At 61.2% G+C, this 13944-nt stretch carries 10 protein-coding genes and 1 pseudogene; 6 read left to right on the top strand and 5 right to left on the bottom strand.

All coding sequences use genetic code 11. The features are described 5' to 3' along the window. Positions 1-7: 7 nt before the first annotated feature. Positions 8-532 carry a hypothetical protein gene (locus EV130_RS29215; protein WP_132662465.1) on the bottom strand — a complete coding sequence of 175 codons (525 nt, stop codon included), beginning with the start codon at positions 530-532 and terminating at the stop codon, positions 8-10. Positions 533-722: 190 nt separating this feature from the next. Here EV130_RS29215 and EV130_RS29210 point away from each other — a divergent pair, with 190 nt between their 5' ends. From EV130_RS29210 to EV130_RS29200, 3 genes are all read left to right on the top strand, one after another. Continuing rightward, the gene (locus tag EV130_RS29210; RefSeq protein WP_074061407.1) at positions 723-1937 is read left to right on the top strand and encodes an NADP-dependent isocitrate dehydrogenase; all 1215 of its coding nucleotides are present in this window, start codon (positions 723-725) and stop codon (positions 1935-1937) included. A gap of 81 nt (positions 1938-2018) precedes the next feature. Further along, entirely contained in the window at positions 2019-2465 is a 447-nt protein-coding gene (locus EV130_RS29205) for a GNAT family N-acetyltransferase (protein ID WP_074061408.1), read from the top strand. A gap of 63 nt (positions 2466-2528) precedes the next feature. Then, entirely contained in the window at positions 2529-3158 is a 630-nt protein-coding gene (locus EV130_RS29200; RefSeq protein WP_074061409.1) for a glutathione S-transferase family protein, read from the top strand. A 63-nt stretch (positions 3159-3221) separates the two neighbouring features. On the opposite strand, the pseudogene EV130_RS33655 reads toward EV130_RS29200, so the two are convergent. The 3 genes and pseudogenes from EV130_RS33655 to recA form a co-directional block, all read right to left on the bottom strand. Further along, positions 3222-3670: pseudogene (locus EV130_RS33655) on the bottom strand (helix-turn-helix domain-containing protein); the annotation flags it as partial. Between the two features lie 182 nt (positions 3671-3852). Next, positions 3853-6513 carry an alanine--tRNA ligase gene (gene alaS, locus EV130_RS29195; protein WP_132662463.1) on the bottom strand — a complete coding sequence of 887 codons (2661 nt, stop codon included), beginning with the start codon at positions 6511-6513 and terminating at the stop codon, positions 3853-3855. A 153-nt stretch (positions 6514-6666) separates the two neighbouring features. Beyond that, positions 6667-7755 carry a recombinase RecA gene (gene recA, locus EV130_RS29190; protein ID WP_028739637.1) on the bottom strand — a complete coding sequence of 363 codons (1089 nt, stop codon included), beginning with the start codon at positions 7753-7755 and terminating at the stop codon, positions 6667-6669. Between the two features lie 232 nt (positions 7756-7987). Here recA and EV130_RS29185 point away from each other — a divergent pair, with 232 nt between their 5' ends. Together EV130_RS29185 and EV130_RS29180 are read left to right on the top strand one after the other, a co-directional pair. Then, positions 7988-8929 carry a carbohydrate kinase family protein gene (locus tag EV130_RS29185; protein ID WP_132662461.1) on the top strand — a complete coding sequence of 314 codons (942 nt, stop codon included), beginning with the start codon at positions 7988-7990 and terminating at the stop codon, positions 8927-8929. Positions 8930-8959: 30 nt separating this feature from the next. Beyond that, complete coding sequence (locus EV130_RS29180) at positions 8960-9886, top strand: pseudouridine-5'-phosphate glycosidase (protein ID WP_074061414.1); 927 nt, start codon at positions 8960-8962, stop codon at positions 9884-9886. A 29-nt stretch (positions 9887-9915) separates the two neighbouring features. Here EV130_RS29180 and cckA read toward each other — a convergent pair whose 3' ends face one another. Then, positions 9916-12525, bottom strand: coding sequence for a cell cycle histidine kinase CckA (cckA, locus tag EV130_RS29175; protein ID WP_132554096.1), 2610 nt, complete (start codon positions 12523-12525; stop codon positions 9916-9918). A 279-nt stretch (positions 12526-12804) separates the two neighbouring features. Here cckA and EV130_RS29170 point away from each other — a divergent pair, with 279 nt between their 5' ends. Then, positions 12805-13824, top strand: a complete 1020-nt coding sequence (locus EV130_RS29170; protein WP_132662459.1) for a flagellar biosynthetic protein FliO — start codon at positions 12805-12807, stop codon at positions 13822-13824. Positions 13825-13944 lie beyond the last annotated feature (120 nt).

Raw genomic sequence — 13944 nt, 5'->3', positions numbered from 1 at the left:
GCAGTCTTCACCCGCCCTTGGCGATGGTCACCATTTCCGCCTTCAGCGACCGCAGTTCCTTCGGCCCGGCACTCTCCATCATGATGTCGTCGATCAGAGGCTTGCCGCCATCAGTGACCATCTCGAAACGCACGGTCGAGATCGTCTGCGCCTCAGGACCAATGCCGCAGGCCATCTTGCGGAAGCGCACGACGATCTCCTGCCTGCCCTCCGCAGCCCCCTGAGGTGTCAGCGTCAGGTCTTGGAGCGGGCATGCGTCCTGGGCATTGACGATCACGTCATGGTCGAAGGGCGAGATGCCCTCCTCCATCGCCGGGTGCTTCAAAGCCTCCAGATACTTTGCGACAAAATCCTTGCTGTAGAGTTTGTCGAGCGTTGGGGGGGCGAATATGTCGATCCATCCGGTGTCGTTGCCCGACCAGTTCTTGACGGTCGCATCCATGATTTCCTGCACTGGCGCCGTAATCTCCGCTCCGTTGCAAACCGCAGGAAGGCCAGCAACGGCGAGAAGCAGAAGGGCGATCTTCCTCATGTTGAAATATCTGCTCCGAAAGGCAATTTCGACGGACACTAGCCGAGTCTCGAAACTTGGCAAGGCACGCCAAAATGCGCTTCGAACGGCGCTTGCGGCTTTGCGTTCCCGGCTCGCAATGCTATAGCGCTCGGGATTTTCCATCACCCACCGGGACATGCGTCCCCATCCAAGCTTACGAGGCAGATACATGAAGAAGATCAAGGTCGCCAATCCCGTCGCCGATCTCGACGGCGATGAAATGACTCGCATCATTTGGCAGCTCATCAAGGACAAGCTGATCCATCCGTATCTCGACCTCGACATCGACTACTACGATCTTTCGGTCGAAAACCGGGATGCGACCAATGATCAGGTCACTGTGGACGCCGCCAACGCCATCAAGAAATACGGCGTCGGCATCAAGTGCGCAACGATCACGCCGGACGAAGCACGCGTGAAGGAATTCAGCCTCAAGGAAATGTGGAAGAGCCCGAACGGCACGATTCGCAACATCCTGGGCGGCGTCATCTTCCGCGAACCGATCATCTGCAAGAACGTTCCGCGCCTCGTTCCGGGCTGGACCCAGCCGATCGTCGTCGGCCGTCACGCCTTCGGCGACCAGTACCGCGCAACCGACTTCAAATTCCCTGGCAAGGGCAAGCTCACCATCAAGTTCGTCGGCGAAGACGGTCAGGTCATCGAGAGGGAAGTCTTCAACGCGCCGGGCGCAGGCGTTGCCATGGCCATGTACAACCTTGATGAATCGATCCGCGAATTCGCCCGCGCCTCGATGATGTACGGCCTGATGCGCAAGTGGCCGGTCTACCTCTCGACGAAGAACACCATCCTCAAGGCCTATGACGGCCGATTCAAGGATATCTTCGAGGAAGTCTACGAGAGCGAATTCAAGGATCAGTTCAAGGAAGCCGGCATCACCTACGAGCACCGCCTGATCGACGACATGGTCGCTTCGGCGCTGAAGTGGTCCGGCGGCTACGTCTGGGCGTGCAAGAACTATGACGGCGACGTCCAGTCCGACACTGTCGCCCAGGGCTTCGGTTCGCTCGGCCTGATGACCTCGGTTCTGCTTACCCCGGACGGCAAGACGGTCGAAGCCGAAGCCGCTCATGGCACGGTCACCCGCCACTACCGCCAGCACCAGAAGGGCCAGGAGACCTCGACGAACTCGATCGCCTCGATCTTCGCCTGGACCCGCGGCCTCGCGCACCGCGCCAAGCTCGACGACAATGCCGAACTCGCCCGCTTCGCCTCGACGCTGGAAAAGGTCTGCGTCGACACCGTCGAAGCCGGTTTCATGACGAAGGACCTGGCACTGCTGATCGGCCCTGACCAGCCGTGGCTCTCAACCACTGCCTTCCTCGACAAGATCGACTCCAACCTGCAAAAAGCCATGGGCGCCTGAGGCACCTTGAGATATCGAACAAACAAACGGCGGGTTCTTCCCGCCGTTTTCATTTCAGGGAGAAGAATGGGGAGCACAACAATGTCTACGACCATCCGCCCGCTGCAGCCGTCTGATCGCCTCGCCTGGGAGGCTCTGTGGGCCGCTTATCAGCAATTCTACCAAGTCGTTATTCCGCTGGAGACCACTGGGCTGACCTGGAGCCGCTTCCACGACCCGGCCGAAGAGATGTACGCACTTGGCGCCTTCGACGGCGATGATCGCCTCACCGGCATCGTGCACGCCATCTTTCACCGCTCCTGCTGGCTGCCGCAATGGACCTGCTATCTGCAGGACCTTTATGTCGAAGCCGACAAGCGCGGCCTTGGAACAGGGGCGGCCTTGATCGAGGCCGTTGCCGAACTTGCGCGCAAGAATGGCGCCGGGCGCCTCTACTGGATGACACATGAGACCAATGTGACGGCGCAGCGCCTCTACGACCAGATCGCCGAACGCTCCGGCTTCATCCAGTACCGCAAATCGCTTTGAGCGAAAGGCTTGATTTTGCTTAAGCCCACGCTAAACCGGACTTAAGAACAAGTGGAGGAAAACATGGCGCAAGAGCTGGTATTCTATACGAACCCGATGTCGCGCGGCCGTATCGCCCGCTGGATGCTGGAAGAGACCGGCGTTCCCTACCGCACGGAAATCATGACCTTTGGCGGCACGATGAAGGCGCCGGAATACCTGACCGTGAACCCGATGGGCAAGGTGCCGGCGATCCGCCATGGCGATACGATCGTCACGGAATGCGCCGCGATCTGCGCCTATCTCGCCGAGACCTTTCCGGAACACGAGCTCGCTCCAAGACCGAATGAACGCGGCAGCTATTACCGATGGATGTTTTTCGCCGCCGGTCCACTTGAGGCCGCTGCCACGAACCGTGCACTCGGCTTTGTGACACCCGCCGAAAAAAGCAGGATGGCTGGCTACGGCAGCTTCGGCGACGTCATGGACACGCTCGAGAAAGCTGTCAGCGCCTCGCCCTATATCGCCGGCGACCGCTTCACCGCCGCCGATGTCTACGTCGGTTCGCATATCGGCTGGGGCATGGGCTTCGGCACGTTCGAAAAGCGCCAGGCCTTTGCGGATTATCTTGGCCGCGTGACCAACCGCGACGGCTACAGGCGAGCCACCGCGCTGGACGACGAAGCGTTGAGATCTTCCCCGCCTTCTGCATGACGTCGTGGCTTCGTGCAACCGCGCGCCGCCGACGTCACCAACCAGATCTCCGGTTCTGTCAGGGCCGCGGGCATGGAGTACGCAGAAGAGCGTCTCGAAGGCCTTGCAGATCTGTATACGGGAACCTGTATGGGGAATGCATGATCAATCGATCGGCACTGTCTTGCGTAAGGTTATGTCGAACAAGGCAGCTCTCTTTCCGTTAGGTGAGGTTTCAAGGGTTTTTTAGACTTCCCTTTTTCCGGTAGCGCCCAGGCGGCTTGCCGTAGGCCGACTTGAGATGCGGTTGAAAGATTGGTGATTGGGGTGGCCGGATCGCTTCGCAATCTCGCTGATAATGAGATCCGTGCGGACGATATCGCCTGCCGCGCAATGCAGCCGCAGCCGCTTGACGGCGCCGCCAGCGTCTTGCCGTAAACTGCGTGATAAATCCTGTGCCAGTGATGGCTCGACATGCCGGCGATTCCAGCAAGGAGCTCCATATCCAGATCCTCGTCGAGATGACCGTGGATCTAGGCCAAGACCCGCCGCAAGCGGATCTGGTTTCCAAGCCGTTTCGCCATCTCGTGCAAATCGTTCGGCTGCAGAAAACCGTAACCGATTTGACAAATCCTGCGGAACTGCGTCCCGTTCACCCGGGCAAACAGAGGCGGAGGGTTAGCCTCCGCCATTCGAACCGGAATGGCAGATGAAATCAGCTTGCGAGCGCTGCCGCCACCGCCTCGATCGCCAGGTCGGCCTTAGAGCCGTCTGGACCGCCCGCCTGTGCCATGTCCGGCCGACCGCCGCCGCCCTTGCCGCCAAGGGCAGCAGATGCGACGCGCACGAGATCGACGGCGCTGAAGCGCGCCGTCAGGTCCGGCGTTACGGCAACGACTGCACTCGCCTTACCGTCGTGCGAAACGCCGATCAGCGTCACGACGCCCGAGCCGATGCTGGACTTGCCATCATCGGCAAGGCCCTTGAGATCCTTCGGATCGACGCCGGTAACCGCCTTGCCGAGGAATTTTACCCCGGCGACCTCCCGCGTCGCGTCCGCCGAGCCGCCCTGCCCGCCGCCCATGGCAAGCTTGCGCTTGGCATCGGCAAGTTCCCGCTCGAGCTTGCGGCGTTCGTCCATCAACGCTTCGACGCGCGAGAGTACGTCGGCAGGCTGAACCTTCAGCGACAGAGCAAGCGCTTTCACGCGCTCGTCCTGTTCGGCCAGATATTCGCGGGCGGTATCACCGGTGACAGCCTCGATGCGGCGGACACCCGCGCCGACGGCACTTTCTCCGAGGATGCGCACAAGCCCGATCTGACCGGTCGCGGAGACATGCGTGCCGCCGCAAAGTTCGATCGAATAGGGCTTTCCGGCCTTCGTGCCGCGCACGCCCTGCCCCATAGCGACGACGCGCACTTCATCGCCGTATTTCTCGCCGAACAGCGCCATCGCCCCTTCGGCAATCGCGTCGTCGACGCTCATCAGCCGCGTCGTTACCGGCGCGTTCTGCAGCACGATCTCGTTTGCCATCTCCTCGACGACCTTGAGCTCTTCGGCAGACATCGGCTTGGGATGCGAAACATCAAAACGCAGGCGTTCGGGCGCGACCAGCGAACCCTTCTGCGCCACGTGCGTACCTAGCACTTCGCGCAGCGCCTCATGCAGCAAGTGCGTTGCCGAATGATTGGCGCGCAGGCGCGACCGGCGGGCATGGTCGACAGTCAGCGCGACGGCATCGTCGGCCTTCAGCGAACCTTCGACAACAGTCCCTGAATGCACGAACAGGCCTTCGCCCTTCTTCTGCGTATCGGTGATCTCCACTTTCGCATGGTCCGAGCTGATGATCCCTGTGTCGCCCATCTGGCCGCCTGATTCGCCATAGAACGGCGTCTGGTTGACGACGATCTGCACCTTGTCGCCGGTCGAGGCGGATGGGACGGCAGCGCCGTCCCTGACGATCGCCTGGACGACGCCTTCGGCGGTCTCCGTGTCGTAGCCCAGGAATTCGCTCGCGCCATGCTTCTCCTTGAGTTCGAACCAGATGGTCTCGGTCGCCTTGTCGCCTGAGCCGGCCCAGTGCGAGCGGGCTTCTGCCTTCTGGCGCTCCATCGCATCGGTGAAGCCGGCGAGATCGACGCCGATTTCGCGGGCGCGCAGCGCATCCTGCGTCAGGTCGAGCGGAAAGCCGTAGGTGTCATAGAGCTTGAATGCCGTCTCGCCGTCGAGCATATCGCCCTTGCCAAGCGTCGTCGTCGCCTCGGAAAGCAGCGACAGACCGCGCTCCAGCGTCTTGCGGAAACGGGTTTCCTCGAGCTTCAGCGTCTCCGAAATCAGTGCTTCGGCGCGCGCGAGCTCCGGATATGCGCGGCCCATCTGCTGGACGAGCGTCGGCAGCAGCTTCCAGATCAGTGGTTCCTTGGAACCCAGGAGTTGAGCATGGCGCATTGCCCGGCGCATGATGCGGCGCAGCACGTAGCCACGGCCCTCGTTCGACGGCAGCACGCCATCGGCAATGAGGAACGCGGAGGAGCGCAGATGATCGGCGATGACCCGGTGGCTCGCCCGGCGCTCACCCTCGGCCTTGACGCCCGTTGCCTCTTCCGAGGCTTCGATCAGCGCGCGAAACAGATCGATATCGTAATTGTCGTGCTTGCCCTGCAGCACGGCCGCCACGCGTTCCAATCCCATGCCGGTATCGATCGAAGGACGCGGCAGGTCGACACGCTCGTCCTTCTTCAACTGCTCATACTGCATGAAGACGAGGTTCCAGATCTCGATGAAGCGGTCCCCGTCTTCTTCCGGAGAGCCGGGCGGGCCGCCCCATATGTGATCGCCGTGATCGTAGAAGATTTCCGAACACGGACCGCACGGGCCGGTATCGCCCATCGCCCAGAAATTATCGCTGGTTGGAATGCGGATGATCTTTTCGTCCGAAAGCCCGGCGATCTTCTTCCAGAGGTTAAAGGCTTCGTCGTCCGTATGGTAGACGGTCACCAGCAGGCGCTTTGCGTCGAGGCCGAATTCCTTGGTGATCAGGTTCCAGGCCAGCTCGATCGCCCGTTCCTTAAAATAATCGCCGAAGGAGAAATTGCCGAGCATTTCGAAAAACGTATGGTGTCGCGCGGTATAGCCGACATTGTCGAGGTCATTGTGCTTGCCGCCGGCGCGGACGCATTTCTGCGCCGTCGATGCCGTCCTGTAGGGGCGCTGTTCCAAGCCGGTGAAGACATTCTTGAACTGCACCATGCCGGCATTGGTGAACATCAAGGTAGGGTCGTTGCGCGGCACGAGCGGGCTCGACGGCACGATCTCGTGGCCGTTCGTCTTGAAAAAGTCGAGGAAGGTCGACCGGATATCGTTCACGCCGCTCATGCTATGCCCTTCAATGCTGCCCAAGGCAGGTCAAACTCAAATCCAGTGGCTTTTATCGTCCGCATTAACCACTGTCCAGCAGACAAAGAGAACCGGCCGCATTCTGATCAAGGAATGCGGCCGGTTTCGATAAATCGAAGCTGAAGCTACAAATTACATATCCGTGTCTGTATCGCCATCGTTTGCATCTGGCCCGCCATTCTGCAGGAAGCGGTCCGCAATCAGTCCCGCATTCTGCCGAAGCGCCATCTCGATCTCGCGGCCGAGATCCGGGTTGTCGCGGATGAAGAGCTTGGCATTCTCCCGGCCCTGGCCGAGACGTTGGCTGTTATAGGAGAACCAGGCCCCGGACTTCTCGACGATGCCGGCCTTGACGCCAAGGTCGATCAATTCGCCAGTCTTCGAGACACCCTCGCCGTACATGATGTCGAATTCCACCTGCTTGAAGGGAGGCGCCATCTTGTTCTTGACGACCTTGACGCGGGTCTGATTGCCGACAACCTCTTCGCGCTCCTTGACAGCGCCGATGCGGCGGATGTCGAGGCGGACGGAGGCGTAGAACTTCAGCGCGTTACCGCCTGTCGTCGTTTCGGGCGAGCCGAACATGACGCCGATCTTCATGCGGATCTGGTTGATGAAGATGACCATGGTGTTCGACTTGGAGATCGATGCCGTGAGCTTGCGCAGCGCCTGGCTCATCAGGCGGGCCTGCAGGCCAGGAAGGCTGTCGCCCATCTCGCCCTCGATTTCGGCGCGCGGTGTCAGCGCTGCAACGGAGTCGACGACGAGAACGTCGACGGCGCCCGAGCGCACCAGCGTATCGGTGATTTCGAGCGCCTGCTCGCCGGTATCCGGCTGCGAGATCAGGAGGTTCTGGAGATCGACTCCGAGCTTGCGGGCATAGACCGGATCGAGCGCATGTTCTGCATCGACGAATGCGCAGATGCCGCCCTTCTTCTGCGCTTCGGCGATCGTCTGCAGGGCAAGCGTCGTCTTGCCGGAGCTTTCCGGTCCGTAGATCTCGATGATGCGGCCTTTGGGCAAACCGCCGATGCCGAGCGCGATATCAAGGCTGAGGGAACCGGTCGAAATGGTTTCGATCTCGACAACGTTCTCGTTGGAGCCGAGTTTCATGATCGAGCCCTTGCCGAACGACCGCTCAATCTGTGAGAGTGCCGCTTCAAGCGCCTTGCTTTTGTCCACCGATTTGTCCTCTACGAGCCGCAATGAATTTTGAGACATCCGATCCACCTTTAGGTTATTGAAGCCGCTTGAGCAATGTCTGGTTTGTACCCTATTTGTTCCGATCGCGCAATGGCTGCCCAAACAGTTGAAAGAAAAAGGTAAAAAAGCCCGTGTTCTATGTATGTTTTATCACTGCAAAGCAACGCCTTAGGAATCGTGACGCCAAGGATGGCGCATGCGGCGCCCTGGTACGATTCGTTTCTTCCAACGGGTGGGGGCACTCCGGCCGATGAAAAGAATCCTCGTTCTCGGCGGCGCCCATATCGACCGGCGCGGGCGCATTTCCGGCGAGACCGCGCCAGGCGCCAGCAACCCGGGCGCCTGGTTCGAGGAACCAGGCGGCGGCGGCTTCAATGCTGCGAGAAACCTTGCACGTCTCGGCGTGGACGTCACCATGATTTCGCCGCGCGGCGGCGACCCGGCGGGCGAGATGGTGACGGAGGCTGCAAATGCAGCCGGCATCACCGACCGGCCCTTCGTCTTTCTCGATCGCCAGACACCGAGCTACACGGCGATCCTGGAGCGGGACGGCAACCTGGTGATCGCGCTCGCCGACATGGAGCTTTACCGTTATTTCGTCCCGCGCCGGCTGGCGATCCGCTGGGTGCGCGAAGCCTTCGCCTCAAGCGACCTCATCCTTTTCGATGCGAACTTGCCCGAAGAGACGATCGTGGCGATTGTCAGCCGGGCCAATAGGCTCGGCGTACCTGTGGCCGCGATTGCGATATCGCCGGCCAAGGTGGTCAAGCTCAAGGCCTGCATCAGTGGCATCGACCATCTCTTCCTCAACGAAGCGGAGGCCGCAGCCCTGACCGGCCAATGCCCGGACAAGCCGGAGGATTGGGTGTCACTGCTTGGTGACATCGGCCTGAAGAGCTGCGTCATCACGCGCGGACAGCGCGAACTGATCGCCTTCGGCAAAGGTGGTACCTTCTGCCTGCAGCCACCACCGGTCGAGACCATTGCCGACGTAACGGGCGCCGGGGATTCGCTTGCAGCCGGCATCCTCTCTGCCTTGATGCAGGACCTGCCGCTCGAGGAGGCCATGCGGCACGGCGTGGCCGCTGCTGCACTCACGGTCCAGTCACCCTATGCCGTCAACGAAAAACTCTCGTCGGAACTGCTTGCCGAAACGCTAGCCCTTGTTCAGCGTGCCAGAATTCTACATTGAAGCGGCAACATCGATGAAACGGAAGAGACAATGACGAAACCGATCTCCCCCCTCCTGCCCGTCTCCTATTCCAAGGAGGTTGCCGCCGCAAAGCAGCGCGGCGCACCGCTGGTGGCGCTTGAATCGACGATCATCACTCACGGCATGCCCTATCCCGGCAATATCGAAATGGCTCGCAGTGTCGAGGCGATTATCCGTGAGCAGGGTGCCGTTCCCGCAACGATTGCCGTCATTCACGGGGTCCTGCATATCGGCCTGGAGCCGCAAGAGCTCGAGAAGCTCGCGAAGGAAAAGGACGTGATGAAGGTCTCGCGCGCCGATCTCGCCTTCGCGATCGCCGAGCGCCGCACCGGTGCCACAACGGTTGCTGCCACGATGATCGCCGCAGCCCGTGCCGGCATCAAGGTCTTTGCGACCGGTGGCATCGGCGGCGTGCATCGCGGTGCCGAAGTAAGCTTCGACATCTCGGCAGACCTGCAGGAGCTTGCCCGCACCGGCGTCATCGTCGTGTGCGCCGGCGCAAAGGCGATTCTTGATATTCCAAAGACGCTCGAGGTACTGGAGACCAGCGGCGTTCCCGTTGTCACCTACGAGAGCGCCGAATTCCCCGCCTTCTGGTCCCGTTCCTCTGGCCTACGCAGCCCGCTGACGTTGAACAGCCCGGCCGCCATCGCCAATTTCCAGATCACCCGCGAACAGCTCGGCATCGAGGGGGGCATGCTGATTGCCAATCCGGTTCCGGAAGAAGATGAAATTCCGCGCGAGGAGATGGAAATCTATATCGAGCGGGCACTCGACAGCGCCGAGCGCGACGAAATCAGCGGCAAGAGCGTGACGCCCTATCTACTCGGCACGATATTCGATCTGACAGACGGCCGGAGCCTTCAGACGAATATCGCGCTTGTCGAGAACAATGCACGCCTGGCAGCAGAAATTGCCGTGGCGCTCGACGATTGAGATCATGACGGGAGGCGCTCGCCGCCTCCCTATTCGCTTTCCAGGGTTTCCTTGACGACGACGGCGAGCTGCTTCAGCGAGAAGGGCTTCGGCAGGAACCCGAACTTGGCGTCCGGCGGCAGGTTGCGGGCGAAAGCGTCTTCCGCATAGCCGGAAACGAAGATGAATTTCAGGTCCGGATATTTCTTGCGCAGTTCGCGAAGCAGCGACGGCCCGTCCATTTCCGGCATGACGACGTCAGAAACGACGATATCCACCTTGCCGTCCAGTTCGTCCATGATGTCGAGCGCTTCGACGCCCGAGCCGGCCTCGTGCACAGTGTAGCCGCGCGTTTCCAGCATGCGCTTGCCGCCACGGCGCACCGCTTCCTCGTCCTCTACCAGCAGAATGACGGCGTTGCCCGTCAGATCTTCCGGTTGTTCGGGCTGAGCTGCGGCCGGCATTTGTGCTGCCGCGCCCGCCTCGGCCGCCGCAACAGCATCCGCTTCGGCGGCGACAGCCGCGTCGATGACGTGGCGCGGCAGGAAGACCCGGAAGGTCGTTCCCTTCCCGACTTCGGATTCCGGCTGAATATAGCCGCCGGATTGTTTGACGATGCCGTAGACCATCGCCAGCCCGAGACCCGTTCCCTTGCCCACCTCCTTGGTCGTGAAGAAGGGCTCGAAAATCTTGTCCATGATGTCGGGCGCAATGCCGGTGCCGGTATCGGCCACCTCGATCAGCACCATGTCCTCATGCGGCATGAACGAATAATTGAAAGCGGCCACCTCCGCCGCCGTCACGTTGCGGGTGCGCAGCGTCAGCTTGCCGCCTTCGGGCATCGCGTCGCGCGCATTGACGCAAAGGTTGATCAGCACCTGCTCGAACTGGGACAGGTCAGTCTTTACCGGCCAGAGATCGCGGCCGTATTCGACATCGAGCTTGACGTTGGTGCCGGATAACAGCCGGTCGACAAGCATGCGCAGGTCGCCCACGACGTCCGTGAGGTTCAATACCGTCGGACGCATCGTCTGCTTGCGCGAGAAGGCAAGCAGCTGGCGGACGAGAACCGCGGCGCGGTTCGCATTGCGCTTGATTTCCATCAGGTCTGCAAAGCTTGCATCAGATGGGCGCGCTTGCAGCAGCAGGTGGTCGGAAGACAGAAGGATCGCCGTCAGCACGTTGTTGAAGTCGTGCGCGATTCCGCCGGCAAGCGTGCCGACCGCATTCATCTTTTGAGTCTGCGCCATCTGCGCTTCCAGCGCCTTCTGCTCCGTCATCTCGACGGCATAGACGATCGCTGCCTCTTCCGGCGCCTCGTCGCTCTGGTCGATGACGGCGTTGACGTAGAAACGGAAATGGCGCGCTTCGTCGTTGGGCATGCGCGAGTCGATCGGCGGGATATCCCCCTGGCGGTCCTTTGCCGCCACCAGGGCATCCTTCAGCCTCTGTCGATCGCTTTCCTGAAGGATCACTTCGAGCGCTGCGCCATTTTCGACGTCATCGCGCGAAACGATGCCGGAGAAGAGCTTGAGGAATGGTGCATTCGTGCGCAGGATCCGACCGTCGCCGTCGACCGATGCGATCGCCATCGGCGTGTTATTGAAGAAGCGCGTGAAGCGCATCGCCGCGGCAGAAGCGGATTGCTCGTTTTCGCCGCCCGATTGCCGCCTGAGCACGATCGTCCGGCTCTCGCCCGGCGCCCCATCTCGCATGGACGTCACGCTGTGTATGATCTGCACCGGCAGGCTCTGTCCGTTCGCCTTCTTGAGGTCGAGGTCGAGCGTATCGGTTTTCTTGAGGCCGGGCTCGGCCTGAACCGACTGGATCAGTGCCAGCCCGCCGCCCGCCACGAGATCTCCGATCGTCATCGAGCCGGGCACGAACTTAGTAAGATCGAGCCCCAGCCATTCGGCAAGGGTTGCGTTCAGGTAGAAAATCTCGCCCTTGCGCCCTGCCGAGAAGAAACCTGCCGGCGCATGGTCGAGGTAGTCGATTGCGTTCTGCAGTTCCTTGAAGAAGCGCTCCTGATCGTCTCGTTCGGCGGTAATGTCACTAATCTGCCAGATATGCAGCGGCTTGCCGGCGCCTTCCTCGGGTCGCAGCGTTCGCGCCTTGAGACGGTACCAGTGAGCGCCGGAATTGTTCGTTGCCGGGCCAAGGGAGCGCAGCAGACGGAATTCCTCCTGGCCCTCCTTGCCCTCGCGCAGCCCGTTCGACAGACGGTAGAGCGCTTCGTTCGATTCGCGGTGGCGAGAAAGCAGCGCTTCGAGCGTCTGCACTTCGGTCGGTTTGCGGGCGCCAGTCAGCTTGCCATAGGCCGCATTGGCATAAATGATCCGGCCCTTGCCATCGGTAATCAGCGAACCGTCCGGATGGCTATTGAGAAATGACCGGGCGAGGCTATCCGACTGCCGCTGGGGCATGACCTCGATGAAGCCGATGACCGAGGAAACAAGGAAGAAGATGCCGACCATGGCCAGCACGCCCAGCACGCCGAGGACCATTTCGTTTTCGAGCGAATCCTTGAAGTACACAAAGCTGCCTGCGGCTGCGACAAGCACAAGCGCCAGAAGAATGATGCGAACAGCCGTTCCCGAGCGTCCTCCGCGATCCACGATCGGGGCATTGTAGTCGTCAGCCTGACGTGGTGTCGTCATCTATTCCTCACATGAGCCTGTCCAACATTCGCTTATAATCTCAAGACAAAGCAGGAATCAGGCGTTCGTTCCTTCTTAGCAAGTTGCTGCGTCCGCAAAAACACTGTGAGAGCCAAGAATGCTTGAATTCACAACGAACGGCGCCACTTTCGACAACCAAGCGCGCCGCAGAAACATTCCCTGGCGTGGGGACATGACTGGACAATCAGTCAGGCTATTGCCTAAGGAGCTGAAAAGCCGTCATGTTATGGCGATCGCGGCAAACCGGAGTAATAGATCATGTTCGACGAAGTAATGGGCGCCTATGGCAGCCGTTTCCTCCTCGCAGCTGGCGGCGTCGGAATCGCGCTGCTGCTCCTGATCGGGATCTTGTGGATCCTCCGCAGCCGAGCGCCCTCCCCCTTTGTACGTGGCGGCAAGAACCGTCAGCCGCGATTGCAGGTCCTGGATGCCGCAGCCGTCGATACGCGCCGCCGGCTGGTGCTCGTGCGCCGTGACGACGTTGAGCATCTGATCATGATCGGTGGTCCGACCGACATCGTTATCGAAAGCCGAATCCTGCAGGATGCAGATGAGGATTCCGAGCACGCCTTCATAGCGCCCATTGCCCCGCCGGCGTCTCGTTCGCAGCCTGTCGTGTCGTCCGAAGAGCCGCCCGTCGGCTCGGCAAGGCCCGTCACGCCGAAACCTGACGAACCCTATGTTCCGGCTCCGGCTCCCGCGCCTGCTGTCGAGCCGCGTCTGCATCCAGTCGCAAGCGCTCCTGCCGCGGCGCCCGCTGAACGGGCGCCCGCAGCTTTGCATGCGGCAACATCGGCAGTGGCGGAAAAAATCGAGCGGGAGGCCGCAAGCCCTGCTGCTTTGCCGCCGATCATTCCGCGGCCTGCGGAGCGGGCCGCAGGCCCGGTGATAGAGCCAGCCAGCGCCGCCGACATCCTCGACGCGGCGCGCCAGCGCGTTCTGCCGCAGCAGCGGATGGAGCCGCAGGTCTCGACGCCACCAGCACAGAGCCTTCCGACCGTTGCCGAAGGCATACCTGTCGTGACAAGCGACGCGGCCACCGCCTCGAAACCAGCGCCTGGCGACTTCGAGCGCATTCTTCAGGAAGAGATGAACAATACGCTTGCAGCGCAGCGCATTGTTCCGGCAGCGAACGCCCCTGCCCGCCCAGTTCCGCCACAGCCCGGCAACCCGCAGCGCCGCGATCCTGAAATGGCACCGATCACCGGTGCCGACGCCGAGCTTCAAAAGGAAGTGGCCCGCATCTTTGGCGAAATGAGCGTCAATCGCGAAAAGTAGGCTGCCGGGCCTGGGAAAGCCATCGCAATCGGGATAGGGGGGAGCCTTGCGGTTCCGCCCCTCCCACACCACCCTGCGTACGGGTCCGTACAGGGCGGTTCGGCTGGTTATGCGGCCTTG

The organism is Rhizobium azibense, assembly GCF_004342325.1.
GTDB classification, from domain to species: domain Bacteria; phylum Pseudomonadota; class Alphaproteobacteria; order Rhizobiales; family Rhizobiaceae; genus Rhizobium; species Rhizobium etli_B.
The sequence above is the reverse complement of the archived record's forward strand: the minus strand, read 5'-3'. Positions and strand labels throughout refer to the sequence as shown.

Excerpts from the sequence above, each read along its gene's own strand:
- EV130_RS29185 (WP_132662461.1), top strand. The coding sequence starts at position 7,988 with ATGAAAAGAATCCTCGTTCTCGGCGGCGCCCATATCGACCGGCGCGGG.
- recA (WP_028739637.1), bottom strand. The coding sequence starts at position 7,755 with ATGTCTCAAAATTCATTGCGGCTCGTAGAGGACAAATCGGTGGACAAA.
- alaS (WP_132662463.1), bottom strand. The coding sequence starts at position 6,513 with ATGAGCGGCGTGAACGATATCCGGTCGACCTTCCTCGACTTTTTCAAG.
- EV130_RS29210 (WP_074061407.1), top strand. The coding sequence starts at position 723 with ATGAAGAAGATCAAGGTCGCCAATCCCGTCGCCGATCTCGACGGCGAT.
- EV130_RS29180 (WP_074061414.1), top strand. The coding sequence starts at position 8,960 with ATGACGAAACCGATCTCCCCCCTCCTGCCCGTCTCCTATTCCAAGGAG.
- cckA (WP_132554096.1), bottom strand. The coding sequence starts at position 12,525 with ATGACGACACCACGTCAGGCTGACGACTACAATGCCCCGATCGTGGAT.
- EV130_RS29205 (WP_074061408.1), top strand. The coding sequence starts at position 2,019 with ATGTCTACGACCATCCGCCCGCTGCAGCCGTCTGATCGCCTCGCCTGG.
- EV130_RS29215 (WP_132662465.1), bottom strand. The coding sequence starts at position 532 with ATGAGGAAGATCGCCCTTCTGCTTCTCGCCGTTGCTGGCCTTCCTGCG.
- EV130_RS29200 (WP_074061409.1), top strand. The coding sequence starts at position 2,529 with ATGGCGCAAGAGCTGGTATTCTATACGAACCCGATGTCGCGCGGCCGT.
- EV130_RS29170 (WP_132662459.1), top strand. The coding sequence starts at position 12,805 with ATGTTCGACGAAGTAATGGGCGCCTATGGCAGCCGTTTCCTCCTCGCA.